23 protein-coding genes are annotated in these 24,186 nt (G+C 72.3%); 16 read left to right on the forward strand and 7 right to left on the reverse strand.

What is annotated here, in order from left to right; translation table 11 throughout:
• Positions 1-20: 20 nt before the first annotated feature.
• Both ACR9Y5_RS18310 and ACR9Y5_RS18315 read right to left on the reverse strand, forming a co-directional pair.
• Positions 21-857 carry a hypothetical protein gene (locus tag ACR9Y5_RS18310; RefSeq protein WP_481299304.1) on the reverse strand — a complete coding sequence of 279 codons (837 nt, stop codon included), beginning with the start codon at positions 855-857 and terminating at the stop codon, positions 21-23.
• A gap of 180 nt (positions 858-1,037) precedes the next feature.
• Complete coding sequence (locus ACR9Y5_RS18315; RefSeq protein ID WP_481299305.1) at positions 1,038-1,658, reverse strand: hypothetical protein; 621 nt, start codon at positions 1,656-1,658, stop codon at positions 1,038-1,040.
• A 124-nt stretch (positions 1,659-1,782) separates the two neighbouring features.
• Between ACR9Y5_RS18315 and ACR9Y5_RS18320 the strand changes: the two genes are divergently transcribed.
• A complete protein-coding gene (locus ACR9Y5_RS18320; RefSeq protein WP_481299608.1) occupies positions 1,783-3,126 on the forward strand; it encodes an MATE family efflux transporter in 1,344 nt (447 codons plus the stop codon).
• A gap of 90 nt (positions 3,127-3,216) precedes the next feature.
• Here the strand turns inward: ACR9Y5_RS18320 and ACR9Y5_RS18325 are convergent, their stop codons facing one another.
• Both ACR9Y5_RS18325 and ACR9Y5_RS18330 read right to left on the reverse strand, forming a co-directional pair.
• Positions 3,217-4,425: an amidohydrolase gene (locus ACR9Y5_RS18325; protein ID WP_481299306.1), complete on the reverse strand. Its 1,209-nt coding sequence runs from the start codon at positions 4,423-4,425 to the stop codon at positions 3,217-3,219.
• 807 nt (positions 4,426-5,232) lie between these two features.
• A complete protein-coding gene (locus ACR9Y5_RS18330) occupies positions 5,233-6,306 on the reverse strand; it encodes a LacI family DNA-binding transcriptional regulator (protein WP_481299307.1) in 1,074 nt (357 codons plus the stop codon).
• A 68-nt stretch (positions 6,307-6,374) separates the two neighbouring features.
• Here ACR9Y5_RS18330 and ACR9Y5_RS18335 point away from each other — a divergent pair, with 68 nt between their 5' ends.
• On the forward strand, positions 6,375-7,640 hold the full coding sequence (locus ACR9Y5_RS18335; RefSeq protein WP_481299308.1) for an MFS transporter: 1,266 nt from the start codon (positions 6,375-6,377) through the stop codon (positions 7,638-7,640).
• Positions 7,641-7,789: 149 nt separating this feature from the next.
• Here the strand turns inward: ACR9Y5_RS18335 and ACR9Y5_RS18340 are convergent, their stop codons facing one another.
• Positions 7,790-8,836, reverse strand: a complete 1,047-nt coding sequence (locus ACR9Y5_RS18340) for a lactonase family protein (RefSeq protein WP_481299309.1) — start codon at positions 8,834-8,836, stop codon at positions 7,790-7,792.
• A gap of 59 nt (positions 8,837-8,895) precedes the next feature.
• Here ACR9Y5_RS18340 and nucS point away from each other — a divergent pair, with 59 nt between their 5' ends.
• From nucS to ACR9Y5_RS18360, 4 genes are all read left to right on the forward strand, one after another.
• Positions 8,896-9,591: an endonuclease NucS gene (gene nucS / locus ACR9Y5_RS18345; RefSeq protein WP_481299310.1), complete on the forward strand. Its 696-nt coding sequence runs from the start codon at positions 8,896-8,898 to the stop codon at positions 9,589-9,591.
• Entirely contained in the window at positions 9,591-10,016 is a 426-nt protein-coding gene (locus tag ACR9Y5_RS18350; RefSeq protein WP_481299311.1) for an SseB family protein, read from the forward strand. The genes nucS and ACR9Y5_RS18350 overlap by 1 nt, the downstream gene beginning before the upstream one ends.
• A 37-nt stretch (positions 10,017-10,053) precedes the next feature.
• Positions 10,054-10,731, forward strand: coding sequence for an HAD hydrolase-like protein (locus ACR9Y5_RS18355; RefSeq protein WP_481299312.1), 678 nt, complete (start codon positions 10,054-10,056; stop codon positions 10,729-10,731).
• A gap of 107 nt (positions 10,732-10,838) precedes the next feature.
• The gene (locus tag ACR9Y5_RS18360; RefSeq protein ID WP_481299313.1) at positions 10,839-11,285 is read left to right on the forward strand and encodes a hypothetical protein; all 447 of its coding nucleotides are present in this window, start codon (positions 10,839-10,841) and stop codon (positions 11,283-11,285) included.
• Positions 11,286-11,358: 73 nt separating this feature from the next.
• Here ACR9Y5_RS18360 and ACR9Y5_RS18365 read toward each other — a convergent pair whose 3' ends face one another.
• A complete protein-coding gene (locus ACR9Y5_RS18365) occupies positions 11,359-13,236 on the reverse strand; it encodes a BglG family transcription antiterminator (protein WP_481299314.1) in 1,878 nt (625 codons plus the stop codon).
• 227 nt (positions 13,237-13,463) lie between these two features.
• Between ACR9Y5_RS18365 and ACR9Y5_RS18370 the strand changes: the two genes are divergently transcribed.
• The 10 genes from ACR9Y5_RS18370 to ACR9Y5_RS18415 all read left to right on the forward strand — a co-directional run bounded on the left by ACR9Y5_RS18370 (position 13,464) and on the right by ACR9Y5_RS18415 (position 22,351).
• Positions 13,464-13,772, forward strand: a complete 309-nt coding sequence (locus ACR9Y5_RS18370; RefSeq protein WP_481299315.1) for a PTS sugar transporter subunit IIB — start codon at positions 13,464-13,466, stop codon at positions 13,770-13,772.
• 48 nt (positions 13,773-13,820) lie between these two features.
• Positions 13,821-14,087, forward strand: coding sequence for an HPr family phosphocarrier protein (locus ACR9Y5_RS18375; protein ID WP_121263210.1), 267 nt, complete (start codon positions 13,821-13,823; stop codon positions 14,085-14,087).
• Positions 14,088-14,089: 2 nt separating this feature from the next.
• Positions 14,090-15,820: a phosphoenolpyruvate--protein phosphotransferase gene (gene ptsP / locus ACR9Y5_RS18380; RefSeq protein ID WP_481299316.1), complete on the forward strand. Its 1,731-nt coding sequence runs from the start codon at positions 14,090-14,092 to the stop codon at positions 15,818-15,820.
• Positions 15,817-17,445 (forward strand): PTS mannitol transporter subunit IIBC, encoded by a 1,629-nt coding sequence (locus ACR9Y5_RS18385; RefSeq protein ID WP_481299317.1) that lies wholly within the window; start codon positions 15,817-15,819, stop codon positions 17,443-17,445. The genes ptsP and ACR9Y5_RS18385 overlap by 4 nt, the downstream gene beginning before the upstream one ends.
• A complete protein-coding gene (locus ACR9Y5_RS18390; protein ID WP_481299318.1) occupies positions 17,442-17,879 on the forward strand; it encodes a PTS mannitol transporter subunit IIA in 438 nt (145 codons plus the stop codon). The genes ACR9Y5_RS18385 and ACR9Y5_RS18390 overlap by 4 nt, the downstream gene beginning before the upstream one ends.
• Positions 17,880-17,889: 10 nt before the next feature.
• A complete protein-coding gene (locus tag ACR9Y5_RS18395; protein WP_481299319.1) occupies positions 17,890-19,062 on the forward strand; it encodes a mannitol-1-phosphate 5-dehydrogenase in 1,173 nt (390 codons plus the stop codon).
• Between the two features lie 110 nt (positions 19,063-19,172).
• Positions 19,173-20,303: a type III polyketide synthase gene (locus ACR9Y5_RS18400; RefSeq protein WP_481299320.1), complete on the forward strand. Its 1,131-nt coding sequence runs from the start codon at positions 19,173-19,175 to the stop codon at positions 20,301-20,303.
• The gene (locus ACR9Y5_RS18405) at positions 20,300-20,827 is read left to right on the forward strand and encodes an isoprenylcysteine carboxyl methyltransferase family protein (protein ID WP_481299321.1); all 528 of its coding nucleotides are present in this window, start codon (positions 20,300-20,302) and stop codon (positions 20,825-20,827) included. Before ACR9Y5_RS18400 ends, ACR9Y5_RS18405 begins: the two co-directional genes overlap by 4 nt.
• Entirely contained in the window at positions 20,824-21,864 is a 1,041-nt protein-coding gene (locus ACR9Y5_RS18410; protein WP_481299322.1) for an NAD(P)/FAD-dependent oxidoreductase, read from the forward strand. Before ACR9Y5_RS18405 ends, ACR9Y5_RS18410 begins: the two co-directional genes overlap by 4 nt.
• A gap of 148 nt (positions 21,865-22,012) precedes the next feature.
• Positions 22,013-22,351, forward strand: coding sequence for a hypothetical protein (locus tag ACR9Y5_RS18415; RefSeq protein ID WP_481299323.1), 339 nt, complete (start codon positions 22,013-22,015; stop codon positions 22,349-22,351).
• 112 nt (positions 22,352-22,463) lie between these two features.
• On the opposite strand, the gene ACR9Y5_RS18420 is transcribed toward ACR9Y5_RS18415, so the two are convergent.
• Positions 22,464-24,179 carry a chaplin family protein gene (locus ACR9Y5_RS18420; protein WP_481299324.1) on the reverse strand — a complete coding sequence of 572 codons (1,716 nt, stop codon included), beginning with the start codon at positions 24,177-24,179 and terminating at the stop codon, positions 22,464-22,466.
• Between the last annotated feature and the right edge of the window lie 7 nt (positions 24,180-24,186).

Consider the following 24,186-nt stretch of genomic DNA (forward strand, 5'->3'; position numbering starts at 1 on the left):
ATTATGTTTTCGGCGAAGGGTCAGGCCTGTCCGCAATCGACCGCGTCGATGCCGGCGTAGTCGTGGACCGACGCCGAGTCCGGGATGGTGAACGTGTACGGGACGCCCTCCTGGAGGTCGACGGTCGTGCTCCACTGGTCCACCTCGTCGCCGTCCGGCGTGTCCGAGAACCCCGCAGTGATCGTGGCGCCCGCACAGGTCTGGCCCGGGGTCAGCTCGAACGTCCAGCCGTCGACGTAGTGCACGTGGACACCATCGACGTCGTAGTCGTCGACGGTAGCCGGATCGTCGGGGGTGGCGTCCGTCGGTCCGTCCGTCGGTCCGTCCGGCGGGGTGTCCGAGGGTTCGGCGAATGGCGCGGCGGACGACGAACCGCCCGACTGCGCCAGGCGGCCGGAGTCGCGGGCGATCGCGGCGATGGTGAACAGCGCGACCAGCAGGATGACGAGCCCGGCAGCCACACTGCCGAGCGTGATGCCCACGATCGCGCCCGTCGAGAGTCCGCGGCGTGCGGGAGGGGCGGGGTACCACGGGGCGGGCGCGGCGGCGGGGTACGGGGGCTGCTGCGGCGGGTAACCGGGAGGCGGTGGGGCGACGGGCTGAGCGACGGGCGGTTGGGGCGCGGGAGGCTGCGGCGCGGGAGGCTGCGGGGCCGGAGGCTGGGGCGCCGGAGGCTGGGCAGCCGGCGCCTGCCATGCGGTTGCGGCGAGCAGCGCATCCCGGGCCGCCGTCACCGCGTCGCGGCGTTGCAGGTCGGTGCCCGCCTCGAGAATCCGCTGCTCGTACGCCCGCTGAACCGCGTCCGTCCCGGCCGAGGCCGGGATCCCGAGCAGTTCGGCCGCTTCGTTCGGACTCACCGCGCCCCCAATATCCCACCGACGCGTCTCACGGCGACATCGCTGCGCCGGGCACGCGGTGGTCGGATCAGCGCGTCCGAGACGATCGTAGCGGCCGGGCGGACACGAGCCCGCCACGGTGGCCTATGCCGACGCGCCTCGATGATCGGCGGCACGCGGTGACGAGCTGCGCCGGGAGGCTCAGGCGCTCAGCGTCGTGAGACCGCGCGTCAGGCCGCGGTCGCGCCGCCCCGGACGCTCCGCCGTCGCGATCTCGCCCAACTCGCGCATCGTCCGCGCGTAGTAGCCGCCGGCGACACCCGAGCGGTAGGCGGCCGGCTGCAGGTCGGCCTCGTTGCGCAGGCGGATCTCCGCTCGCGCGGCCTCGATCGGCGTGATGATCTTGACGCCGGCGCGGTACCGGATCAGCCGGTGCACCCATTGGTCCAGCTGCTCCGGCAGACCGGACGGGACCCGGTCGTGCTCGCTCGCGAGGGAGCTGCGCGAGCGTCCGCCCGTTCGGCTCTCGACGGGCGCGCCCCGGTCCGCCGCCTCACGCTCGGCCCGCCGGCGATCCGCCGCCATGACCGACAGCAGGTCATCGTGGCGGTTGGCCTGCCGCGAGAGGACGTCGAGCTCATCCAGGGCCGCCGCGTACTCATCCTCGTATCCGGCGTACTCGTCCGGATGCGCGGCACGGTCGTGGGCGAGGTCGGCGCGAGCCGTGGCCGCCTGCGCGCGCGTGAGCACCGTCCGCCCGTTGCGCACGCGCTCCAGGCGCCAGGTCCAGGTGGCGAGAGGCTCCGGCATCAGGTGGCTCATGCGTCCACCGTAGGGGCGCCCACCGACATCGGCCGGAGGAGGACCGCGCGTCGGTGGGGCGGGCTGAGTGGACCGGCGACATCGGCGGAGGAGGACCGCGCGTCGGTGGGGCGGGCTAGCGTGGATCGTTGTGAGCACCATCCTGCGCCGCCGGCCCGTCGACCGGGAGATCCTGCGGCTCGCCGTTCCGGCACTGGGCGCGCTCGTGGCGGAGCCGGTCTTCCTGCTCGCCGACTCGGCGATGGTGGGGCACCTCGGAGTCGACCCGCTGGCGGGGCTCGGGATCGCCAGTGCGGTGCTGCAGACGGTTGTCGGCCTGATGGTGTTCCTGGCGTACAGCACCACCCCCGCGGTGGCCCGCCTGATCGGGGCGGGGGATCTGCGCGGCGCCGTCGCCGCGGGCGTCGACGGCTGCTGGTTCGCGCTGGCGCTCGGCGTCGTCCTTGCGGCCGCGGGGTTCGCGGCCGCGCCGTTCCTGGTCGGCCTGTTCGGGGCATCCCCGAGCGTGACGGGGCAGGCGACGCAGTACCTCGCGCTGTCGATGCTGGGCCTGCCGGCCATGCTGATCGTGTACGCCGCGACCGGACTGCTGCGCGGACTTCAGGACACCCGCACGCCCCTCGCTGTCGCCGTGGCCGGGTTCGCCGTGAACATCCTGCTCAACTACCTGTTCATCTACGTGGCGGGTCTCGGGATCGCCGGCTCGGCGCTCGGGACCGTCGCCGCCCAGTGGGGAATGGTGGCGGTCTACGTCGTCATCGTGGCGCGGCACGCCCGCCGCGCCGGCGCATCCCTCCTCCCCCACCACTCCGGGCTCGGACGCACTGCGCGTTCGGGCGGGTGGCTGTTCCTGCGCACGGCCAGCCTCCGCGCCGCCATGCTGCTGGCCGTCTTCTGCGCGACGCAGCTGGGCCCGGACGAGCTGGCGGCGTTCCAGGTCACGATGACGGTCTTCGCGACTCTCGCCTTCGCGCTCGACGCGCTCGCGATCGCCGCGCAGGCGCTGGTCGGCAAGGGCCTGGGCGAGGGAGACCTGGAGAGTGTCCGCGCCGTCCTGCGCCGCTGCCTGCAATGGGGCGTCGGCGCGGGCGTCGTGCTCGGGCTGGTCACGGTCGCACTCAGCCCGCTGGCGGGGGCTCTCTTCACCTCCGATCCGTCCGTGGCGTCGCTGCTTCCGCTGTCGCTCGCGATCGTCGGAGTCGGCGCCCCGCTCGGCGGGTACGTTTTCGTGCTCGACGGCGTCCTGATCGGCGCGGGAGACGCGCAGTACCTGGCGCTGACCGGACTCGTCAACGTCGCGGTGTTCGTCCCGCTCGCCGTGGCGGCCGCGACGTGGGGCGGCCACGACGACAGCGGCCTCGCGGCCCTGACGGCAGCGTTCGCGTTCGGCTACCTCGGCGCCCGCGCGGTGACGCTGGGAGTGCGGGCACGGGGGCGCACGTGGATGCGCGCAGGGGCGACCGTCTAGGGTCGCGACGGCTCTGCGAGGCGCGTCGGGGCGACGGTCTGAGGGTCGGTGCGGCGACCCGGATGCGCGACGGGCAGCCGCCGGTGAGCGTCAGCCCAGCCACTCCCGCGCGGCGACCACCAGAGCGCGGACGCCGGTGTCGATGGTCGGCTGCGGCAGCGGTGCGAAGAACGGCGAGTGGTTCGTGGGGATGTCGGTCTCCACGGTCCCGCCCGCCATCGCTCGGAGCACCGTCTCCGGGTCGGCGCCGCCGAGCATCCAGTACACGAGCGGTGCGCCCGCCGCGGTGGCCAGGTTCCCGACGTCCTCGCTGCCCGACAGCGCGCCGGGGCTGAGGACGCTGCCCTCGCCGAACTCCCGCGCGAACGCCGCGTTCACGCGCCCGGTCGACTCCGGATCGTTCACCGTGACGGGGTAGCGCTCGCCCCACTCGATGCCAGGCTCCCGCGGAGCGCCGGACGCCTGCGACTCGGCGGCGATGACGCGGTGGACTCCGTCCAGCACCTTCTGCCGCACCTCCTCGTTGAAGCTGCGGACGCTGATCCCGAGCGTCGCCTCGGCCGCGATGATGTTGTTCTTGGTCCCGGCGTGGAGGCTGCCCACGGTGACGACCGCCGTGTCCTGCGGCGCGATCTCGCGCGAGACGACGGTCTGCAGCCGCATCACCGTCGCGGCGGCCATCACGACCGGGTCGATCGTGGTCTCGGGACGCGAGCCGTGGCCGCCGCGACCGTGGAGGGTGACCTCCATCGTGTCGACCGCCGCCATCGCAGCGCCGGGGTGCGCGCCGACCATGCCCGCCGGGTAAGGCAGGACGTGCTGGCCGAGCACGACATCCGGGACGGGGACCTTCTCGAACAGTCCGTCGTCGACCATCACCTGCGCGCCGCCGCCATGCTCCTCGGCCGGCTGGAACAGCGCGACCAGGGTGCCGGACCACTCCGCCCGCGAGGCGTCCAGCGCCTCCACGGCGCCGAGGAGGCAGGTGATGTGGATGTCGTGGCCGCACGCGTGCATCAGCGGAACCGCGTTGCCCGCCTCGTCGGTGACCGTCTGCGTGGACGCCCAGGCGAGCCCGGTCTGCTCCCGGACCGGTAGCGCATCCATGTCGGCTCGCAGCAGCACCGTCGGGCCTTCGCCGTTGCGCAGCACGCCGACGACGCCGGTCGTCGCTATGCCGGCGTGCACCTCGAGGCCGAGCTCGGTGAGGCGCTCGGCCACGATGCCGGCGGTGCGGTGCTCGGTGAACGCGAGCTCCGGGTGGGCGTGCAGGTCGCGGTACAGGGCTTCGAGATCCATACGGCCACCCTACGACCGCGGGCGCTGGGCCGCTGGGGGCGGTGGGAGCGGGAGGTGGCGGCGCGGCGGCGGCAGCAGCACGATCGTCGGAGAATGGGCCCCGAATCTCCGACACAACGCTCTGCGGATGGAGATGCGGGCCGGATCGGCGCGAATCTCCGACGGACGACGCCGGATCTCCGACACAACGCGCCAACGCGGGCGGCGCCAACGCGGGCGGCGGCAGCCGCGGCGGCAGAAGCGTCAGCCGCAGCAACAGCACGATCGTCGGAGAATGGGCCCCGAATCTCCGACACAACGCTCTGCGGATGGAGATGCGGGGCGGATCGGCGCGAATCTCCGACGGACGACGCCGGATCTCCGACACAACGCGCCAACGCGGGCCGCGCCAACGCGGGCGGCGGCAGCCGCGGCGGCAGAAGCGTCAGCCGCAGCAACAGCACGATCGTCGGAGAAAGGGCCCCGAATCTCCGACACAACGCTCTGCGCATGGAGATGCGGGCCGGATCGGCGCGAATCTCCGACGGACGACGCCGGATCTCCGACACAACGCGCCAACGCGGGCGGCGCCAACGCGGGCGGCGGCAGCCGCGGCGGCAGAAGCGTCAGCCGCAGTAAAAGCACGATCGTCGGAGAATGGGCCCCGAATCTCCGACACAACGCTCTGCGGATAGAGATGCGGGGCGGATCGGCGCGAATCTCCGACGGACGACGCCGGATCTCCGACGCAGGGATGGGGGCGATGCGGCGCGGCGGCGCGCCGCTGCGGCGGCGCTAGCGCCCGGGCGGGGTGCAACTGCGGCGGCGCTACGCGCCCGGGCGGGGTGCAGCGGTCGTGTTGCCGCGGTGGAAGACGCTGGTGAAGGTGGAGGGGCGCGGCACGCCGCCCTCGAGCATTTCGACGACCGCGCGGCCCGCGGCGCGGCCCTTGTCGACGGCGGGCTGGACGAGGGTGGTGAGGTCGTAGGGCCAGAGGCCGTCGACGCGGACACCGTCGAAGCCGACGACGCTCACCTCGCCGGGGACCTCGAGTCCCAGCTCCTCCGCCGCGCGGATCACCCCGGCGGCGAGCAGGTCGCTCTGCGCGATGATCGCGGTGGGCCGGGCGGAGGCGTCCCCGAGCAGGGCGCGGCCGGCCAGGCGGCCCTCCTCCACGAACGAGCCGCGGGTCACCCATCCGCCGGCGTCCGGGAAGACGTCGCGGGCTCCGGCCAGACGATCGATCGCGGTCGTCGAGCTCGCCGCCGCGACGCGGTCGGGTGTCAGTGCGCCGCGCGCACGATCGCGGGTCAGCGAGAGGGTGACGACGGCCACGTCGCGGTGGCCCAGGTCGTGAAGGTGCTGGGCTGCGACACGCGTCGCCTCCCGGTTGTCCTGCCCGATCGTGGGCACGCCGTCGGCCGGGTCGCCTTCGATGGCGACCAGCGGGATGCCGCGTCGGCGCAGCATGGCGACCGACTCGTCCAGCCGGGGGCTGCAGCCGATGAGGACCACCGCATCCATCGGGGCGTCCTCGATGCGCTGGGCCGTCTCCCCTGCGTCGGTGAGGATGAGCAGGCCCGCGTCGATGGCGCCGATCTCCTCGGTGATGCCGTCGAGAAGGGCGATCTTGATCGGGTCGCGGAACGCATCCCGCACCCGCTCCTCCATGACCACGCCGACGATTCCCGAGCGTCCGCGCCGCAACGAACGCGCGCGCGGGTCCGGCCCGGCGTAGTTGAGCTGCTTCGCCGCCTCCAGCACGCGCTCCCGCGTCGCCTCGGACACCGGGCCGGTGCCGGAGAACGCGAGAGACGCGGTCGAGTTGGACACGCCGGCCAGGCGGGCGACGGCGGCCAGGGTGGGCCGCGCGGTCGCCGGGGCTGTGCTGGGTTCGTTCACGTGTGATAGCTTAGTCGAATCGTTTCGATCGAAACGATTCGAGCCGCCAGACACTCAGGAACCGCACGATGTCACAGCCGACCTCCGCCCCGACGCGCACCCGCCGTGAGCTGACCGCGTGGCGCAACGCCGTGTTCGTGATCTTCATCCTCAGCGGGCTGGCGATGGCCACCTGGGTTGCCCGGATCCCGGGCGTCCGCGACGATCTCGGACTGGGCAAGGACCCCTCCGCGGTCGGTCTCCTCATCCTCGGGATGTCGGTCGGCGCGATCGCCGGACTCTCGGTGTCTTCGCCCCTCCTGGTCCGCTTCGGGCCCCACAAGGGGATGGTCGGCGGCCTCATCATCGTGGCGATCGGGACCTTGGGCATCGGTTTCGGGTCGACCACGTTCCACAGCGTCCCGCAGGTGGCGATCGGTCTCATCCTGCTCGGCTTCGGCAACGGCATGGTCGACGTGATGATGAACGTCGAGGCGACGGCCGTCGAGCGCGAGATCGGCAAGACCCTGCTGCCCCTCATGCACGCCTGCTTCAGCCTCGGGACGGTCTTCGGCGCCGGCATCGGCGCGCTGGCCGCCTGGCTGCTGGTGCCGGTCGCCTGGCACCTGCTGGGCGTCGCGGTGGTCATCGTGGCGGTGGCGGTCGTGGCGATCCGCTTCATCCCGCGCGAGGCCGAGCTCGGGGACGATGCGGAGCAGACCGAGCGCATCCCCTTCGGCGAGCGCTTCCGCACCTCGCTCGCCGTGTGGGCCGACTGGCGCCTCATCCTGATCGGCGTGGTCATGCTCGGAATGGCGTTCGGCGAGGGGTCGGCGAACGACTGGATCTCGCTGGCCGTCGTCGACGGACACGGCCAGACGAACTCGGTCGGCGCGGTCGTCTTCGGCTTCTTCGTCGCCGCGATGACGGTCGGCCGGGTGGTCGGCGGACCGATCGTGGACCGCATCGGACGCGTCGCCGCCATCCGCATCACGGCGGGGATGGGCGCGATCGGGCTCGTGCTGTTCATCGTCGGCGGACCGATGTGGCTGGTCGTCATCGGCACGGTGCTGTGGGGCTTCGGCGTGTCGCTCGGCTTCCCGCTCGGCATGTCGGCCGCCGCGGACGGCGCGGCGAACCCGGCCGCCCGCGTGTCGGCCGTGGCGATCATCGGCTACTGCGCGTTCCTCGTCGGTCCCCCGCTGATCGGCTTCCTCGGGCAGCACTTCGGGCTGCTCAACGCCCTGTTCCTGGTGCTGGCGCTCCTGGTCGCGGCGTTCCTCGCGGCACCGGCCGTGCGCCCGGTCTCGGCGCCGCCCGCCGACCGCCGGCAGCAGGCCGCCGAGCCCGCCTGACCCGCTCCGCGTAGCGGCGCGGCGCGGCGCTACGCGAGTGGCGACATGTTCTCACCGCTCGCGCAAGATTCGCGCATCCACTCACGACTCGATCGCGAGACGCGGGGCGGCGCAGGCGGGCGTGGGCGGGCGCGCGGCGCGCCCGGTCCTCACACGAACGCGAGCCGCACCGGCGTCGGCACCGGGGATGCACCCAGCGGCGTGAGCGCCCGCGCCGCCTCGTCGAAGGCGAACACCGTCACGTCGTCGCTGTCCTGGCAGGCCGCCAGCACCCGGTCGCCCTCGGGCGCGATGACGAGGTCGCGCGGCGACCGGCCCCCGACCGGCACCGAGGCGACGAGGGTGAGCCGGGATACATCCGGGTCGAAGGCGAACACCGCGATCGTGTCGTCCCCGCGGTTGCTCGCCAGCACCGTCGTCCCGGACGCCGTGACGCACACCGCCGCCGGCCCGTTATCACCGGTGGCTCCGTCCGCTCGCGTCGTCGTGCTCTGCACGCGCACGAATTGGTCGCCCTCCCGGCGGAGCACGTCGATGCTGGAGTCGAGCTCGTTCACGAGAAGCGCGTGCGCGCCGTCGGGATGGAACGCCAGGTGCCGGGGGCCCGCCGAGCCGAGGACGACCGTCGCCTCCGGGCGCAGCGTCAGCTCCCCGGCGTCCGACAGCCGGTACCAGCGCACCTCCCCCAGCCCGAGGTCGACCACGACGACGTCTCCCGTCACGGGGTCGATGCTCAGCTGGTGCACGTGCGGGCCCTCCTGGCGGTCCAGGTCCGGCCCCCGGCCCTCGTGCTGGACGAACGCGGTCCGCTCCGCGAGCGCGCCGTCCAGGCCCAGGGCGTACACCGACACCGTGCCGCTGCCGTAGGTTCCCGTCACGAGCAGCGGGCGGTCCGGGTGCACGACCAGGTGCGCCGGCGACGCCCCGCCGCTCGAGACGGAGCCGAGCTCGGTCAGTGCGCCGTCGGCGGCGCGCGCGAAGGCGACCACACGTCCATCCGGCTCGGTCTCGCTCACCGCGTAGACGGTGGCGCCGCCGGGCGCGATCGAGACCCAGGAGGGATTGGGGACTCGGGCCGCAACCGTGACGTCGGCCACGCAGGTCCCGTCGAAGCGCGCCGACATCACGCCCTCCGCGTGGCCGTCGACGTGCGGAAGGGTCTCGGTGTACGTGCCGATGAGGAGTTCGCGGGCCATGCGCCCATCCAACCACCGCGCCCGGGTGCGCCCCGGCGCCCTGCACGTAGGATGTTCCGGTGCGTCTCGTCATTGCCACCTGCTCCGTCGACTATGCCGGGCGGCTCAGCGCGCACCTGCCGCTGGCCACGCGGCTGCTGATGCTGAAGGCCGACGGCAGCCTCCTGGTCCACTCCGACGGCGGGTCGTACAAGCCGCTCAACTGGATGAGCCCGCCCTGCACCCTCACCGTCGACGAGCCGGACGAGCTCCAGGCCGCGGCAGGCATCCGCGAGGTGTGGCGGGTCACCCAGGCGAAGACGGCGGACATGCTCGTTGTGTCCATCCACGAGATCCTCAGCGACACCGCGCACGACCTGGGCATCGACCCGGGCCTGCAGAAGGACGGCGTCGAGGCGCACCTGCAGAAGCTCCTGGCGGAGCAGATCCACCTGCTCGGCGACGGGCACGTGCTGGTGCGGCGGGAGTACATGACCGCGATCGGACCGGTCGACATCCTGGCCCGGGATGCGGCGGGCGCGGCGGTCGCCGTCGAGCTGAAGCGGCGTGGCGACATCGACGGCGTGGAGCAGCTCACCCGTTACCTCGAGCTGATGAACCGCGACCCCCACCTGGCGCCGGTGACCGGCGTCTTCGCCGCGCAGGAGATCAAGCCACAGGCCCGCACGCTCGCCGAGGACCGCGGCATCCGCTGCCTGGTGCTCGACTACGACGCTATGCGCGGCCTCGACGACAGCGACAGCAGGTTGTTCTGATGGCCAAGCCCCGACCCCGGTTCCCGCAGACCTACGAGAACGCGCCCGTCCGGAAGGCGCTCGCGGCCATCGCCGCGGAGCCGACGCTGGAGAACCTGGATGCGCTGCTCGCCGCAGCCACGAAAGGCGGACTCGTCGTCGACGTGACGGGCTCGACGCCGGAGGACACCCGTCTGCGCACCATCAGCTCCACCACGGGCGAGCCCGTGCTGCCGCTGTTCACGTCGACGGGCGCGCTCCGCGCCGCCGTCGCGCAGACCGCCGAGGGCGAGGGCGCCCCGGTCCAGGCCGTGATCGTGCCGGCCGTCGAGGCGCTGGGCTTCGTCCGGACCGCCGACTTCGTCGCGGTGCAGTTCGACCCCGGCGCGGAGCACACCATGGTCGTCGCGCGTTCGCACATCGAGTCCGCCCTCGGCGAGCACTGAACCGGCGCTCAGAAACGTCACATACCATAGGACCGCTATGACCAACCCGACCACCACCGTCACCCGGACGTGGACCTGCATCCTGTTCGACCTCGACGGAACCCTCACCGACTCCGCCCCCGGCATCACCTCCTCGCTCGCGCGCATGTTCGCGACGCTCGGCCAGCCGGTGCCCTCCCCCGCCCAGCTGCTCGAGTACGTCGGCCCGCCGCTGCTCGACTCCCTGCAGGAGTTCGGCGGGATGACGGAGCCCGCCGCCCGCGACGCTCTCGCCGTCTACCGCGCCGACTACGCCCAGCACGGCGCCTTCGACTCGGCCGTGTTCCCCGGCATCCGCGGACTGCTGGAGCGCCTTCACGCCGCCGGCATCCCGCTCGCTCTCGCGACGAGCAAGCCCGAGCTCCAGGCCACCCGCATCCTGGAGCACTTCGGCCTCGCCCAGTACTTCGAGGTGATCACCGGCGCGACCGAGGACGAGAGCCGCAGCGCGAAAGCCGATGTGGTGGCCGAGGCGCTGCGCCGGCTCGAGGAGCGCGGCGTCGACCTCGATCACACCGTGATGGTCGGCGACCGCCAGTACGACGTCGAGGGCGCCGCCGCACACGGTCTGCCCACGATCCTCGTGGAGTGGGGCTACGGCTCCCCCGCCGAGGCCGCCGGCGCGATCGCCGTCGTGCACTCGGCCGACCAGCTCCGGTCGCTCCTCCTCGGCTGAGGCGCGACCGTCCCGCGCCGCAGCGGACAGGACTAGGCCGCACCGGGGCCGCCCGGGTAGGCTGATGTGTTGCGAAACCGCACCTCTATACAGCACTAGGAATCATCATGCGCACACGTAATCCGTTCGTTCCGGCCGTCATCGTCGCGGCCCTGACCATCGGTTCCCTGGCAGCGTGCTCCAGCGCCGGGAACAGCAACTACGTCACCCCGCAGACCGGGGGCTCGTCCTCGTCGGCGCCGGCGACCTCCGGGTCCTCGGACTCCGGCGCGGCCTCCGAGCAGCTCCCGTCCGACTTCCCGAAGGACGACGTGCCCCTCGTGGACGGCACCGTGGTCGTCGCCCGCGGTGACAAGGACAACGGCTGGTCGGTGACCGTCCAGCCGTCCGGCAAGAACGCCTTCGCCGACGCCCAGTCGGCGCTGAAGGACAAGGGCTACACCGAGCAGCCGGGCGCCACGGACAGCGCCGCCGTCTACACCAGCGACGCGTACACCGTCGCGGTGAAGACCCCCGGCGTCTCCGTCACGTACGCCGTCACCGCCAACCAGTGACCCGCGCCGCCTAGCGCACCAGCCGCCCACCGTCCACGCGACGGTGGGCGGTCCGGTTTTGCGGGAGCGATCGTCAGGCGTCGATGATGCGGACGAGCTCGTCGATGAAGGCCGTGAACGTGTCGGCGCGGCGGATGAGGCCGAGCACGGCCTCCCGGTCGGAGAAGACCTCGACGAACTGGTCGAAGACCGTCTGGAACGACGCCCGCCCGCCGGCGGAGAACGCGATGAACGCGATGACGTTGACGCGCGCATCCCCCCAGTCGATGGCGGTGTCGTTGATGACGATCGCGATGGCCGTGCGTCTGGCGCTCATCGTCATCGCGTGCGGCACGGCCAGCGAGTCGGTGAACGCCGTTGACGACATCTGCTCGCGCTCGATGGTCTGGTCGACGTACTCCTGGTCGATCGCCCCGGCGGCGATCATCCGGTCGCCGAGCGCACGGATCATGGTGATCGGGTCGCGGGCGTAGAAGTTGCGGAGGAACAGGCTCTCGTCGAAGTATTCGAGCAGCTCGCTCTTGATGCGCGCCCGGTGGCGCTGCCTGCGGATGCGCGACGCGGCCTGGCGGATGTGCTCCACGTCCGTCTCGGTGAGGAACGGCTGCACGATCACCGTGTTCTCGCGCCTCCCCCGCGGGTCGATCGTGGTCAGCACCAGGTCGGCGTCGAGCTCCTCCCAGTCCACGTCCGTCGAGGTGATGACGCTGGTGATGTCGAGTTCGTCGCCGAGGGTGCTCTCGAGCCGGTCGCGGAGCAGGATGTGCATGTCGTAGTAGTTGGGGCACACGACCGCGCAGGTGACCGCGTCCCGCCGCCGCGACTGCTGCTCCAAGTAGGCGCCGACGTGCATCGCGATGTAGGCGATCTCGTCGTCGTTGACCGCGATCCCCTCCGCGGCCTGAAGGCGGCTGGCGATGTAGACCGCGAGCTCGTAGATCATCGGGTACGAGCTCTTGATCGACCGGGTCAGCGGATTGCGCGAGTACGTGTTCTCGTGCGCCCGGGCGACGAGGTTCTGCACGTGGAGGGTCAGGCGGACGATGAAGTCGTCGTCGTGCAGGTCGACGAGGTACTCGGTGGAGGCGCGGTCGATGATCCCGCGGACGACGTCGAGGTCGGCCGGGCTGACGAACTCCTCGACCGGGTCGCGGCCGGCGCCGGGCGCGATCACCCGGGTGCGCATCAGGATGGCGAGGTAGCGCAGCTCGGTCGTGTCGAGTGCCGTGCCGAACCGGCGCTCGATGAGCTCGCCGAGGTCGTGGGCGAGCGAGCGGATGGTCTCACTCGTCTCCGGCTCCTCCACCGTCGGCAGCACGCGGTCCTTCGCGACCCGGTCGAGCGCCACGGCCATGTGCAGCAGCACGTCGTTGATCCCGTACTCGTTGACGAAGAACCCGCGCGCATCCAGCATCGCGACGAGGTCCGACTTGAACTCGGCCAGCCCCTCCGCGCCGAACGCCTCCTGGATGCGCGCGACGTCGATCACGCTCTGCCGCATCTCGTCGCGGAACAGGCGGCTGAGCAGCTTCCGCCGTGCGATCTCCGGCCCGAGCAGCTGCACGGCCGCGCCGTGCCTCTCCAGGGTGAGCTCGGTGCCGGAGAGCAGCCCGCGCATCCGGGTCAGGTCGGACTCGATGGTGGAATCGGAGACGAACAGGCTCTCGGCGGTCTCATAGACGTCGATGCCGCCCGGCTCGTCGAGCAGCCTCCGCGCCAGGAACACCAGCCGCTCCTGCGGCGACCCGGCCGTGCCGGTGTCGGAGCTGCCGTCGCCCGCCAGGTACGCGGCGTACGCGTCGGGCTTGACCCGGTATCCGCTGGGGCCGGACTCGACGACGTCCCCGAGCGCGGCCGCGTACGAGCGGATGCTGCGGGTCGTCACCCCGATGTCGTGGGCGAGCTCGCCGGCCGTCACCCAGGCAGCACGACGAGCGAGGATGTCGAGCATCCTCGTCTGCTTCGCCGAGAGCGCCACCGCGATCACCTTCCCATCACGAGTCAACCACCCCGCGCGCCCGCGGCCGGGAGTTCCGGCGATGTTTCCGCACCCCCGGAAGAAACGCTGCTGGAAGCGCATCGCGCACGGAGGGACCATGACTGTCGTCCCATGAGCTCCACCCAGCACCTCACCGCATCGAAGGATGCGGCCCTGCGTCACCCGGAAAGGCAAGATCGATGAGGATCGTGGTCGTCTGCGGCGCCGGTGCGTCCAGCACCTTCGTCGCGGTGAAGCTGCGCAGCGCGGCACGCAGCCGCGGAGCCGACGTGGAAGTCGAGCCGGGGAGCGCCAGCCAGCTGGAGTCCCTCGCCGGTGTGGATGTCGTCCTCGTCGGCGCGCACCTCGAGTACGCCGTGCCGGCCCTCCGCGAGCGCGCCGCCGCCACGGGCACCGCCGTCGCGGTGCTCCCTCCCGTCTCCCCGGCCGCCCTCGACGGCGACAGCGCGCTGGACCTGGCCCTCAGCGCCCAGGCGGCGACACTATGAGAGACGGCGGCCGCCTCCGGCCGACCCCGAGCGAAGGAGATCAGAACCATGGCTGAACGGATCATCACCGTCGGATCGACGCACGGGCTGCACGCCCGCCCGGCGAAGCTCTTCGTCGAGGCGGTCAACGGCTCGGGCGCGAAGGTGAAGCTGACCAAAGAGGGCGGCAAGACCGTCGACGCGGGCAGCATCCTCGGCGTGATCTCGCTGGGCATCGACCACGGCGACAAGATCGTGCTCACCACGGACGCCGCCGACGGCGAGGCCGTGCTCGACGACCTGGCCGAGATCCTCGCCACGGACCACGACGCCTGATCATGGACACCCACGCGAACGAAACTGCGGCCGACGAGCCCGCCACGCTGCTCAGCGGCGCCGGCATCGGGCAGGGCGTCGCCATCGGCCGGGTGCTGCGGATGTCCCCTCCCCTCCCCGAGCCTTCCGACCAGCCCAGCACCCGCACCCCCGACGAGGAGAAGGCGCGCGTGCAGGAGGCGGTGGCCGCGGTCGCTGCGGACCTGCGCCGCCGCGCATCCACCGTCGAGGGCACCGCCGCCGATGTGCTCGAGGCGCAGTCGATGATGGCCGAGGACTCCACCCTCGCCGACGACGTGACGTCGCGGATCGACAGCGGCCGCACCGCCGAGCGGGCCGTCTTCGAAGGATTCGCGGTGTTCCGCGACATGCTCAAGGATCTCGGCGGCTACATGGGCGAGCGCGCCGGCGACCTGGACGATGTCTCGCAGCGCGTCGTCGCCGCCCTGGAGGGCAAGCCGGCCCCCGGCGTTCCGGACTCGGACACCCCGTACGTCTTGGTCGCCCACGACCTCGCGCCCGCCGACACCGCCCTGCTCGACCTGACGAAAGTGCTCGGGCTGGTGACGAAGGAGGGCGGCCCGACCTCGCACACGGCCATCCTGGCGCGCGAGAAGTCGATCGTCGCGATCGTCGGGGCCGACGGCGCCGACCGGCTCACCGACGGCGACGAGGTGATCGTGGATGCGGCCTCCGGCACCGTCACCGTCTCGCCCACGGAGGAGCAGCGCGCCGACGCGCAGCGCCGCATCGACGAGCGCGCCGCCGCGCTCGCCGGCGGTGTGGAGCCGGGCGCCCTGGCCGACGGCACAGCGATCCCGCTGCTCGCGAACCTCGGCTCGGCCGAGGGTGCGGAGGGGGCCCTCGCTGCGGGCGCCGAAGGCGTCGGGCTGTTCCGCACGGAGTTCCTCTTCCTCGACCAGCGGATGGCGCCCACCGTCGAGCAGCAGCGGGAGCAGTACCTCGCCCTGCTGCGCGCGTTCGGCGGCGGACGGAAGGTCGTCGTCCGCGTGCTGGACGCCGGTGCGGACAAGCCCCTGGAGTTCCTCAACGACGCGCACGAGGACAACCCGGCGCTCGGGCTCCGCGGGCTGCGCTCGCTGCGCGCCAACGAAGACATCCTCCGCGAGCAGCTCACCGCGCTCGCCGAGGCCGACGCCCAGACGGATGCCGACCTGTGGGTCATGGCGCCCATGGTGTCGACCGTCGAGGAGGCGCGCTACTTCACCGAGCTCGGCCGCGAGTACGGGCTGAAGACCGTCGGCGTGATGGTCGAGGTGCCGTCGGCCGCGCTGCTCGCCGACCGCATCCTCCCGCTGACCGACTTCGCGTCGATCGGCACCAACGACCTCACGCAGTACACCCTCGCGGCCGACCGCCTGCTCGGCTCGGTCGCCGGCTTCCAGGACCCGTGGCATCCCGCCGTCCTCCGCCTCATCGGCGAGGTCGGCGCGGCCGGCGCGGCGACCGCCAAGCCGGTGGGCATCTGCGGCGAGGCGGCGGCGGACCCCCTGCTCGCCGTCGTGCTGGTGGGCCTCGGCGCCACCACCCTCTCCATGTCGCCGGCGGCGCTCGCCGACGTGCGGCTCTCCCTGAAGCGCTACACCCTCGGCCAGGCCCGCTCCCTGGCCGAGACCGCCCTGGCCGCCGACAGCGCGGCCGAAGCCCGGGAGGCGGTCCGAGCGGCCGCCGACCGATTCACGTCCCAGGACAGAAACGAGGCACCAGAATGACATCGGCGACACAGACGTCGACGACGGCGTCGACCCCGAAGAAGCCCAGCAGCGCGCGCGTCCACGTGCAGCGGTTCGGCACCTTCCTCTCCAACATGGTGATGCCGAACATCCCGGCGTTCATCGCCTGGGGGTTCATCACCGCTCTCTTCATCGCGACCGGCTGGCTGCAGAACACCGGCTGGGCGATCAGCCCCATCCTCGGCGGCTTCGGCGACTCGGCGAAGGTCGGCTGGCAGGGCGCGGCGACCGTGCTCGCGCAGGACCCGAGCGGTCACACCTTCCAGCAGTACGTCGGACTCGTCAGCCCGATGATCACCTACCTGCTGCCCTTGCTCATCGCGAACACCGGCGGCCGCATGGTCTACGGCGTCCGCGGCGGCGTGGTCGGCAGCATCGCCACCATGGGCGTGATCGTCGGCTCGACCATCCCGATGTTCATCGGCGCCATGATCCTCGGCCCGCTGGGCGCCTGGATCATGAAGCGCATCGACATGCTGTGGGAGGGCAAGATCAAGGCCGGCTTCGAGATGCTGGTCAACAACTTCTCCGCAGGTATCGTGGGCATGCTGCTCTCCATCGGCGCGTTCTTCGGCATCGCACCGCTCGTGGAATGGCTGAGCTCGGTGCTCGGCGGAGCGGTCAACTGGCTCGTCTCGGCGCACCTGCTGCCGTTCGCGAGCATCCTCATCGAGCCGGGCAAGGTGCTGTTCCTGAACAACGCCATCAACCACGGCGTGCTGACCCCGCTCGGTGTCGAGCAGGCGCAGCAGACGGGCAAGTCGATCCTGTTCCTGCTGGAGGCCAACCCCGGTCCTGGCTTCGGCATCCTGATCGCCTACTCGATCTTCGGTCTCGGCATCGCCCGCGCCAGCGCGCCGGGCGCCGCACTCATCCAGTTCGTCGGCGGCATCCACGAGATCTACTTCCCGTACGTGCTGATGAAGCCGATGATCATCATCGCGGCCATCCTCGGCGGCATGACCGGCATCGCCGTGAACGTGACCTTCGGCTCGGGCCTCCGCGCCCCGGCCTCCCCGGGTTCGATCATCGCCGTGCTGCTGCAGACCCCCGCCGACAGCTTCGTGGGTGTGACGCTCTCCGTGGTGCTCGCGGCGGCCGTCTCCTTCATCGTCGCGTCGATCATCCTGCGGGCCAGCCGCAAGCGCGACCTCGCAGCGGGCAACGCCGGCGACCTGTCCGCCGCGGTCGCACAGACCGAGGCGAACAAGGGCAAGCAGTCCTCGGTGCTCGAGGGCCTGGTCCAGGAGGGCGAGCACGACACCGGAGACGCCCAGGGCGACGCCACCAAGCGACTGGTGCAGAACATCGTGTTCGCGTGCGACGCTGGGATGGGCTCGAGCGCGATGGGCGCATCCGTGCTGCGGAACAAGATCAAGAAGGCGGGCATCGAGGGCGTGACGGTCACCAACCAGGCGATCAGCAATCTCGACGGGACGGCCGACCTGGTCATCACGCAGCGCGAGCTGACCGACCGCGCGAAGGGCCAGTCGCCGAACTCGGTGCACGTGTCCGTCGACAACTTCATGAACAGCCCCAAGTACGACGAGGTCGTCGACCTCGTCGCCAGCCAGCAGAAGACCCCGGAGGACGCCACCAAATGACCGACACCATTCTCGACCGGGCGAACGTCGTGGCCGCGGGCACCGCGACCACGCGGGAGGACGCGATCCGGGAGGCGGGTGGACTGCTCGTCGCAGCCGGCGCCGTCGAACCGGGTTACGTCGACTCGATGCAGGACCGTGAGGACACCGTCTCCACCTTCATGGGGAACGGCCTCGCCATCCCGCACGGCACCAACGAGTCCAAGGACGAGATCAAGCGGTCGGCGCTCTCCTTCATCCGCTACTCCTCGCCGCTCGACTGGGGCGGCGAGGAGGTGCGGTTCGTGGTCGGCATCGCCGGGCAGAACAACGAGCACCTCGAGATCCTGTCGAAGATCGCGATCCTCTTCTCGGAGGAGGACGACGTGCAGAAGCTGATCGACGCCCCGGACGCGGACGCGCTGTTCGCCCTGCTCGGCGACGTCAACGAGTGAGGAGCGCATCGTGAAGGCCGTCCACTTCGGCGCGGGCAACATCGGGCGCGGCTTCGTGGGGCTCCTGCTCCACGAAGCCGGGTACGAGGTGGTGTTCGCGGACGTCAACGCCGAGCTGATCGACGCTCTGGCGGCCGCGGACTCGTACGACGTGCACCTGGTCGGCGAGGAGTCGGAGACGAAGACGGTGACCGGGTTCCGAGCGGTCAACAGCGCGACGGACGAGGACGCCCTGGTCGCCGAGATCGCCACGGCGGATGTCGTGACGACGGCGGTCGGCCCGCGCATCCTGCGCTTCGTCGCCCCCGTGATCGCCCGCGGGCTGGCGGCGCGTGCCGACGACGCGGCCCGGCTCGCCGTGATGGCGTGCGAGAACGCGATCGGCGCGACCGACCTGCTCGCCGCCGAGCTGATGGACGGCCTCCCCGACGACGACACCCGCGAGGAGCTGGCGGCACGCGCCGTCTTCGCCAACACCGCCGTCGACCGGATCGTCCCGGCGCAGGCGGCCGATGCGGGCGTCGACGTCACGGTGGAGACGTTCTACGAGTGGGTGGTCGACCGCACGCCGTTCGGCGGGCACGAGCCGCGCATCCCCGGCGCGCACTTCGTCGACTCGCTGGGCCCCTACATCGAGCGCAAGCTGTTCACGGTGAACACCGGCCACGCGACGGTCGCCTACACCGGGTTCCTCGAAGGGGCGACGACGATCAGCGAGGCGATCGCCATCCCGGCGGTCCGCACGGCCGCCGAGGCCGCGCTGCGGGAGACGTCGGCGGCCCTGTCGGCGAAGCACGGCCTGGCCGAGGCGGACCTCGCGGCGTACCGCGAGAAGATCCTCGGACGGTTCGCGAACCCGTACCTGGTGGACGAGGTGGCGCGCGTCGGCCGCGAGCCGATCCGCAAGCTCGGCCGCAACGACCGCTTCATCGGCCCGGCGTCCGACTTTGCGGAGCACGTCGGCGGCATCCCGGCGGCGCTGCTCTCCGCGGTCGGCGCGGCCCTGCGGTTCGACGTCGCGGAGGACACGCAGAGCGTCGAGCTGCAGCGCCTCCTCGACGAGGCGGACCCGGCGGCGATCGTCGAAGAGGTGATGGGCGTCGAGCCCGGATCCGCCCTCCACGACCCGCTGGTCGGCGTGGTCTCGGAGGCGCAGCAGGAGCGCATCCACCGGGCGCGCTGAGCCCTTCCCTCTCGGGCGGTCGGGCGGCTCCTCAGGGGGCTGCACGGCCGCCCGCTGGGTATCCGCCGACCGCCGGTGCCGGGGGCGGGGCCCGGTGGTACGTTTCGCATGTGAGCCGAATCGTGTCGGTGGCCCCGGTGCTCCCCGCCCGGAGCTACAGCCAAGGGGAGATCACCGCTGCGCTGCTCGCGATGATCACGTCCGACCCGGCGCGGCAGCAGGTGATGCGTCGGATCCACGCCTCCTCGGGGGTGCAGACCCGCAGCTTGGTGATGCCGCTGGAGCGGTACAGCTCGCTGGCGTCGTTCCAGGAGTCGAACGACTACTTCATCGCGGAGGGGACCTCGCTCGCCGAGCGCGCGCTCACCGCCGCGCTCGACTCCGCCGGGCTCGCGCCGGCCGACGTCGACTTCCTGCTCTTCACCTCCGTGACGGGCATAGCCGCGCCCTCCATCGACGCGCAGCTCGTCTCGCGCCTGGGCCTGCGGTCCGACGTGAAGCGCCTCCCGAGCTTCGGCCTGGGCTGTGTCGCCGGAGCCGCGGGCATCGCCCGCGTCAACGACTACCTGGCGGGGCACCCCGACGAGGTCGCGGTGCTGCTGTCGGTGGAGCTGTGCTCGCTCACCGTCCAGGCCAGCGACGACTCGATGGCCAACATCGTCGCCAGCGGCCTGTTCGGCGACGGAGCGGCCGCCGTCGTGATGGTCGGCGAGCGCCGCGCCGAGCAGCTGGGCCTCGCAGGCCCCGAGGTCGTCGACACCCGCAGCCACATCTACCCGGACACCGCCGACGTGATCGGCTGGGACATCGGCGGCACCGGTTTCCGCATCGTGCTGAGCGCCGGCGTGCCCGAGGTGATCGAGCGCAACTTCGCGGGGGACGCCCGCGGCATCCTCGCCGCCCACGGCCTGGAGGTGGCCGATGTCGGCGCGTGGGCCGCGCATCCCGGCGGCCCCAAGGTGCTGGAGGCGTTCTCGCAGGCCCTCGACCTGCCCGAGGGGGCGCTGGATGCGAGCTGGCGCTCACTGGCCAACGTCGGCAACCTGTCGTCGGCGGCCGTGCTGCACGTGCTGGCCGAGCAGCTGGACGCCCACCCCGCCGGGACGATCGGGCTGCTGTTCGCGCTCGGGCCCGGTGTGACGAGCGAACTGGTGCTGCTGCGCTGGGTGGAGGGCGCCGAGCGGGCGATCCTCGCGCCGCTGGAGGTCGCGGAAGTCTCGGCCCCGGACGCCGCTGCATGATCTGGTACACCGTCCTGGTGCTGGCCACCGGCGCCGAGCGCACCGCCGAACTGGTGGTGTCCACCCGCAACGCGAAGTGGTCGTTCGCGCGCGGCGGCGTGGAATTCGGGCGCGGCCATTTCCCCCCGATGGTGGCGCTGCACACCGGCCTGCTGCTCGCGTGCCTCGCCGAAGTGTGGTTCGCCGGGCGGCCCTTCCTGCCCTGGCTCGGCTGGCCGATGCTCGTCCTCGTCCTCGCCAGCCAGGCGCTGCGCTGGTGGTGCATCGCGACCCTCGGCCCGCGCTGGAACACGCGGGTGATCGTCGTGCGCGACCTGCCCCTGGTGACCGGCGGGCCGTACCGCTGGTTCACCCACCCCAACTACGTCGCCGTGGTCGTCGAGGGATTCGCGCTCCCGCTCGTCCACACCGCCTGGATCACCGCGCTCACGTTCACCGTGCTGAACGCCTGGCTGCTGGTCGTCCGCATCCGCTGCGAGAACCGGGCGCTCGCGACCGTGGTCGGCTCACCGGCGCACACATGAGACCGCACGTCGTCGTCGTGGGCGGCGGCCCGATCGGACTGGCCTGCGCGATCGAGGCGCGCATCGACGGGATGGACGTGGTGCTCGTCGAGCCGCGCGTCGGACCCATCGACAAGGCGTGCGGCGAGGGGCTGATGCCGGGCGCGCTGGCCGCCCTGCACCGGATCGGTGTCGACCCGCACGGCCGCCGGCTCGACGGGATCGCCTACCTGGACGGCGCCGCGCGGGTCGAGCACCGGTTCGCGGAGCGCCCGGGCCGCGGGGTGCGGCGCACCGTCCTGCATGAGGCGCTGGCGGAGCGGGCCGCCGAGCTCGGCGCCGACCGCATCCACGCCAAGGTGACCGCTCTGGCCCAGACGGCGGACGGGGTGGCGCTGACCCTGAGCACCGGCGAGATCGTCGAGGCGCCATGGGTGATCGCGGCCGACGGGCTGCACTCACCGGTGCGCCGGATGGCCGGTCTCGACGGACGGGCGCAGGCCGCCCAGCGGCGGCGCTTCGGCCTGCGGAAGCACTTCGGCGTCGAGCCGTGGACGTCCCTGATCGAGGTGCACTGGTCGCACGGCGCCGAGGCGTACGTGACGCCGGTGGACGACCGGACGGTCGGGGTGGCCGTGCTCGGCCCCCGTCCGCTCGACATCGACCGGGTGATCGCCGGCATCCCCGAGCTCGCGGGACGGCTCGACGGCATGCCGTCGGTCTCGGACCCGCGCGGGGCCGGGCCTCTGCTCCAGCGGGCCCGGTCGCGGTCGGCGGGGCGCGTGCTGCTCGCCGGGGACGCCTCGGGCTATGTCGATGCGCTCACCGGCGAGGGGATGCGCGTGGGCTTCGCGCAGGCGCGGGCGTCGGTCGCCGCGGTGCGGGCAGGCAGCACGGAGCAGTACGAGCGGGCGTGGCGGGCGACGACCCGCGACTTCCGGATGCTCACGTCGGCTCTCGTGGTGGCCGCGCGCTCCGGCTTCCGTCCCAGGATCGTGCCGACCGCGGCGCGCCGGCCCGAGCTCTTCGGGTCGATCGTCGAGCGCCTGTCGCACTGACGCTCCGGGCGTCCGTCCCGCTCCGAATGCCTGCATTCTCAGGCATATAACGCATGCGTAAGGTCTGTGGACACTGGCCTGCTGAGCAGTAGAACGATTAGTATGTATGTGAGATCGAAGATGGGCATGCGAGATACGGAGGCGAGCCATGGACGACCACGCAGACACCGCCGACGACACCGATCGGGTGCGCGCGACGAGCGCCGACCCCCGCACCGCATCCGCGAACGCGGGCGGCGGACCGGCCACTCAGAAGGCGACGCCGAAGCGCACGACGGTCACGTTCTACCTCAGCGATGCGATGCGCAACCGCGCGCGAGCCGCTTACCGCCAGACGTCCTTCGATGAACGCGACAGCAGCTGGTCGGAGATGCTCAACAAAGCCCTTCTCGCCGAGGTGCAGCGGCGCGAGCGCGCCTACAACGGCGGCCGGGCCTTCGTGGGCAACGACAAGCCGCTGACCCCGGGACGACCGATCGGCTTCTGAGCCGACCGCGAGTCCCGGGTGCGAGTCAGCGGGTGCGCGAGTCCCGGCACGCCGGCGGCTGGGTTGCCGGCGTGCCGGGAAGGCATCACCCGCGATCAGCGGGTGCGCGCACTCATCGCAGGTGGTGGTGCCGACGGCCACGGCCCGCCGTGGTGAAGGCGAGCATCACACCGAGGAGCGCCAGCAGCGCGCCCAGCGACCCGAGTCCAAGGTCATCCGACCCCGTCGAGGCCAGGGCCGTGGTTCCGGACATCGCGCCGGCCGCGGTTCCCGCCATCGCGTCGGCCGTGAGCGCCGTGGCGCCGCCGGTCGAGGCGATCGTGGCGGTTGCCGCCAGCTCCCCCGCCGACGGCAGCGACGGGTCGGCCGGGGTGACCGGGCTCGTCGGAGTCGTCGGAGTGGTCGGGGTCGTCGGAGCGATCGGGGTCGACGGGATGGTCACCGAGCCGGTGGTGGCCGCGTCGCCGAATAGGGAGAGCCCGCCACCGCCCACGGTCACAGGCACGTCCGCCCCGATGGGGAGGCCGACGCCGCCGAGCAGATCGCCGCCGGTGGACACGGTGCCGCCGGTCGTCCCGCCCGTCGATCCACCGACGGCGGTGGCGCCGCCGGTCGCAGGAGCGGTGGTGGTGGACCCGGCCGAGCCGGCGTCACCGACCACGGAGACCGTCGACCCGCCGACCGTCACGGGGACGGCCGCGCCGACGGGCGCCTGGATGCCGGACAGGAGGCCGCCGTCGGTCGAGCCACCGGTCGCGCTCGTGCCGCTGCCGGAACCGGCCGCCGGAGCGGTCGTCGTCGAACCGGAGGTCGTCGCGTCACCGAGCACGGCCACCGCGTCACCGCCGGCGGTCACCGGAAGCGCAGCGTTCACCGGGGCCTGGGCACCCGACAGGATGCCACCGGAACCTCCGGTCGCGGTCGAGCCGGAACCCGTCGCGGGCGCCGTCGTGGTCGACCCGGACGTGGTCGCGTCGCCCAGCACGGACACCGCGTCACCGCCCGCGGTCACCGGTGCCACCGCACCGATGGGCGCCTGGATCCCGGAGAGGATCCCGTCGTCGGAGCCCGAGCCGCCGGTCGCGGTCGCGCCCCCGCCCGAGCCGCTCGCGGCCGGGGCGGACGTGGTCGATCCGGAACTGCTCGCGTCTCCGAGCACCGAGACAGCGTTGCCACCCGCCGTCACCGGGGCCGCCGCGCCGATCGGCGCCTGGACGCCCGAGAGCAGACCGTCCGTGCCGGAGCCCGTCGCGGTCGCCGAGGAGCCGGTGCCGCCCGACGGGGCGGCGGAGGAGGAGTCGGACGACGTCGCGTCGCCCAGCACCGAGATCGCGTTGCCGCCCGCCGTCACGGGCGCGGCGGCCGAGACCGGGGCCTGGATGCCCGACGCGACACCGTCCGAGCCGGACGACGTCGCGCTGCTCCCCGACCCTGAGGTCGCCGGAGCGGACGCGTCGGAGCCACTGCTGGCGGCGTCGCCGACCACGCTCACGGCGTTGCCGGAGACGTCGACCGGGACGCTGACGTCGGCCACCGCCTGGTCGCCGCTCAGCACTCCCCCGACCGAGTCGGGAGAGATCGAGGCGGACGGGGCGGCGGGAGCCGCCGGAGCGGCCGCGGTGGATCCGCCGCTCGTCGCATCCCCGAGGACGGAGATGCCGGTGCCCGAGATCGAGACGGGGACGGTGACGCCGACGACCGCCTGGTCGCCGGTGGCGATGCCGTCGCCGCCGGAGGTTTCGGCCGCGTTCGCCGCGGCCGTTCCGGCGAGCCACAGCCCGCCGACGCAGAGGGTGAACCACATCCCTCTGGAGACGTACTTGTTCATGGGTGAT

This window comes from Leifsonia sp. KNZ13-11D, assembly GCF_056754895.1.

Coding starts and splice junctions, on each gene's coding strand:
- ACR9Y5_RS18335 (WP_481299308.1), top strand. CDS start 6,375: ATGTCACAGCCGACCTCCGCCCCGACGCGCACCCGCCGTGAGCTGACC.
- ACR9Y5_RS18365 (WP_481299314.1), bottom strand. CDS start 13,236: ATGCTCGACATCCTCGCTCGTCGTGCTGCCTGGGTGACGGCCGGCGAG.
- ACR9Y5_RS18410 (WP_481299322.1), top strand. CDS start 20,824: ATGAGACCGCACGTCGTCGTCGTGGGCGGCGGCCCGATCGGACTGGCC.
- ACR9Y5_RS18415 (WP_481299323.1), top strand. CDS start 22,013: ATGGACGACCACGCAGACACCGCCGACGACACCGATCGGGTGCGCGCG.
- ACR9Y5_RS18355 (WP_481299312.1), top strand. CDS start 10,054: ATGACCAACCCGACCACCACCGTCACCCGGACGTGGACCTGCATCCTG.
- ACR9Y5_RS18375 (WP_121263210.1), top strand. CDS start 13,821: ATGGCTGAACGGATCATCACCGTCGGATCGACGCACGGGCTGCACGCC.
- ACR9Y5_RS18385 (WP_481299317.1), top strand. CDS start 15,817: ATGACATCGGCGACACAGACGTCGACGACGGCGTCGACCCCGAAGAAG.
- ACR9Y5_RS18360 (WP_481299313.1), top strand. CDS start 10,839: ATGCGCACACGTAATCCGTTCGTTCCGGCCGTCATCGTCGCGGCCCTG.
- ACR9Y5_RS18370 (WP_481299315.1), top strand. CDS start 13,464: ATGAGGATCGTGGTCGTCTGCGGCGCCGGTGCGTCCAGCACCTTCGTC.
- ACR9Y5_RS18350 (WP_481299311.1), top strand. CDS start 9,591: ATGGCCAAGCCCCGACCCCGGTTCCCGCAGACCTACGAGAACGCGCCC.
- ACR9Y5_RS18420 (WP_481299324.1), bottom strand. CDS start 24,179: ATGAACAAGTACGTCTCCAGAGGGATGTGGTTCACCCTCTGCGTCGGC.
- ACR9Y5_RS18325 (WP_481299306.1), bottom strand. CDS start 4,425: ATGGATCTCGAAGCCCTGTACCGCGACCTGCACGCCCACCCGGAGCTC.
- ACR9Y5_RS18390 (WP_481299318.1), top strand. CDS start 17,442: ATGACCGACACCATTCTCGACCGGGCGAACGTCGTGGCCGCGGGCACC.
- ACR9Y5_RS18405 (WP_481299321.1), top strand. CDS start 20,300: ATGATCTGGTACACCGTCCTGGTGCTGGCCACCGGCGCCGAGCGCACC.
- ACR9Y5_RS18340 (WP_481299309.1), bottom strand. CDS start 8,836: ATGGCCCGCGAACTCCTCATCGGCACGTACACCGAGACCCTTCCGCAC.
- ACR9Y5_RS18315 (WP_481299305.1), bottom strand. CDS start 1,658: ATGAGCCACCTGATGCCGGAGCCTCTCGCCACCTGGACCTGGCGCCTG.
- ptsP (WP_481299316.1), top strand. CDS start 14,090: ATGGACACCCACGCGAACGAAACTGCGGCCGACGAGCCCGCCACGCTG.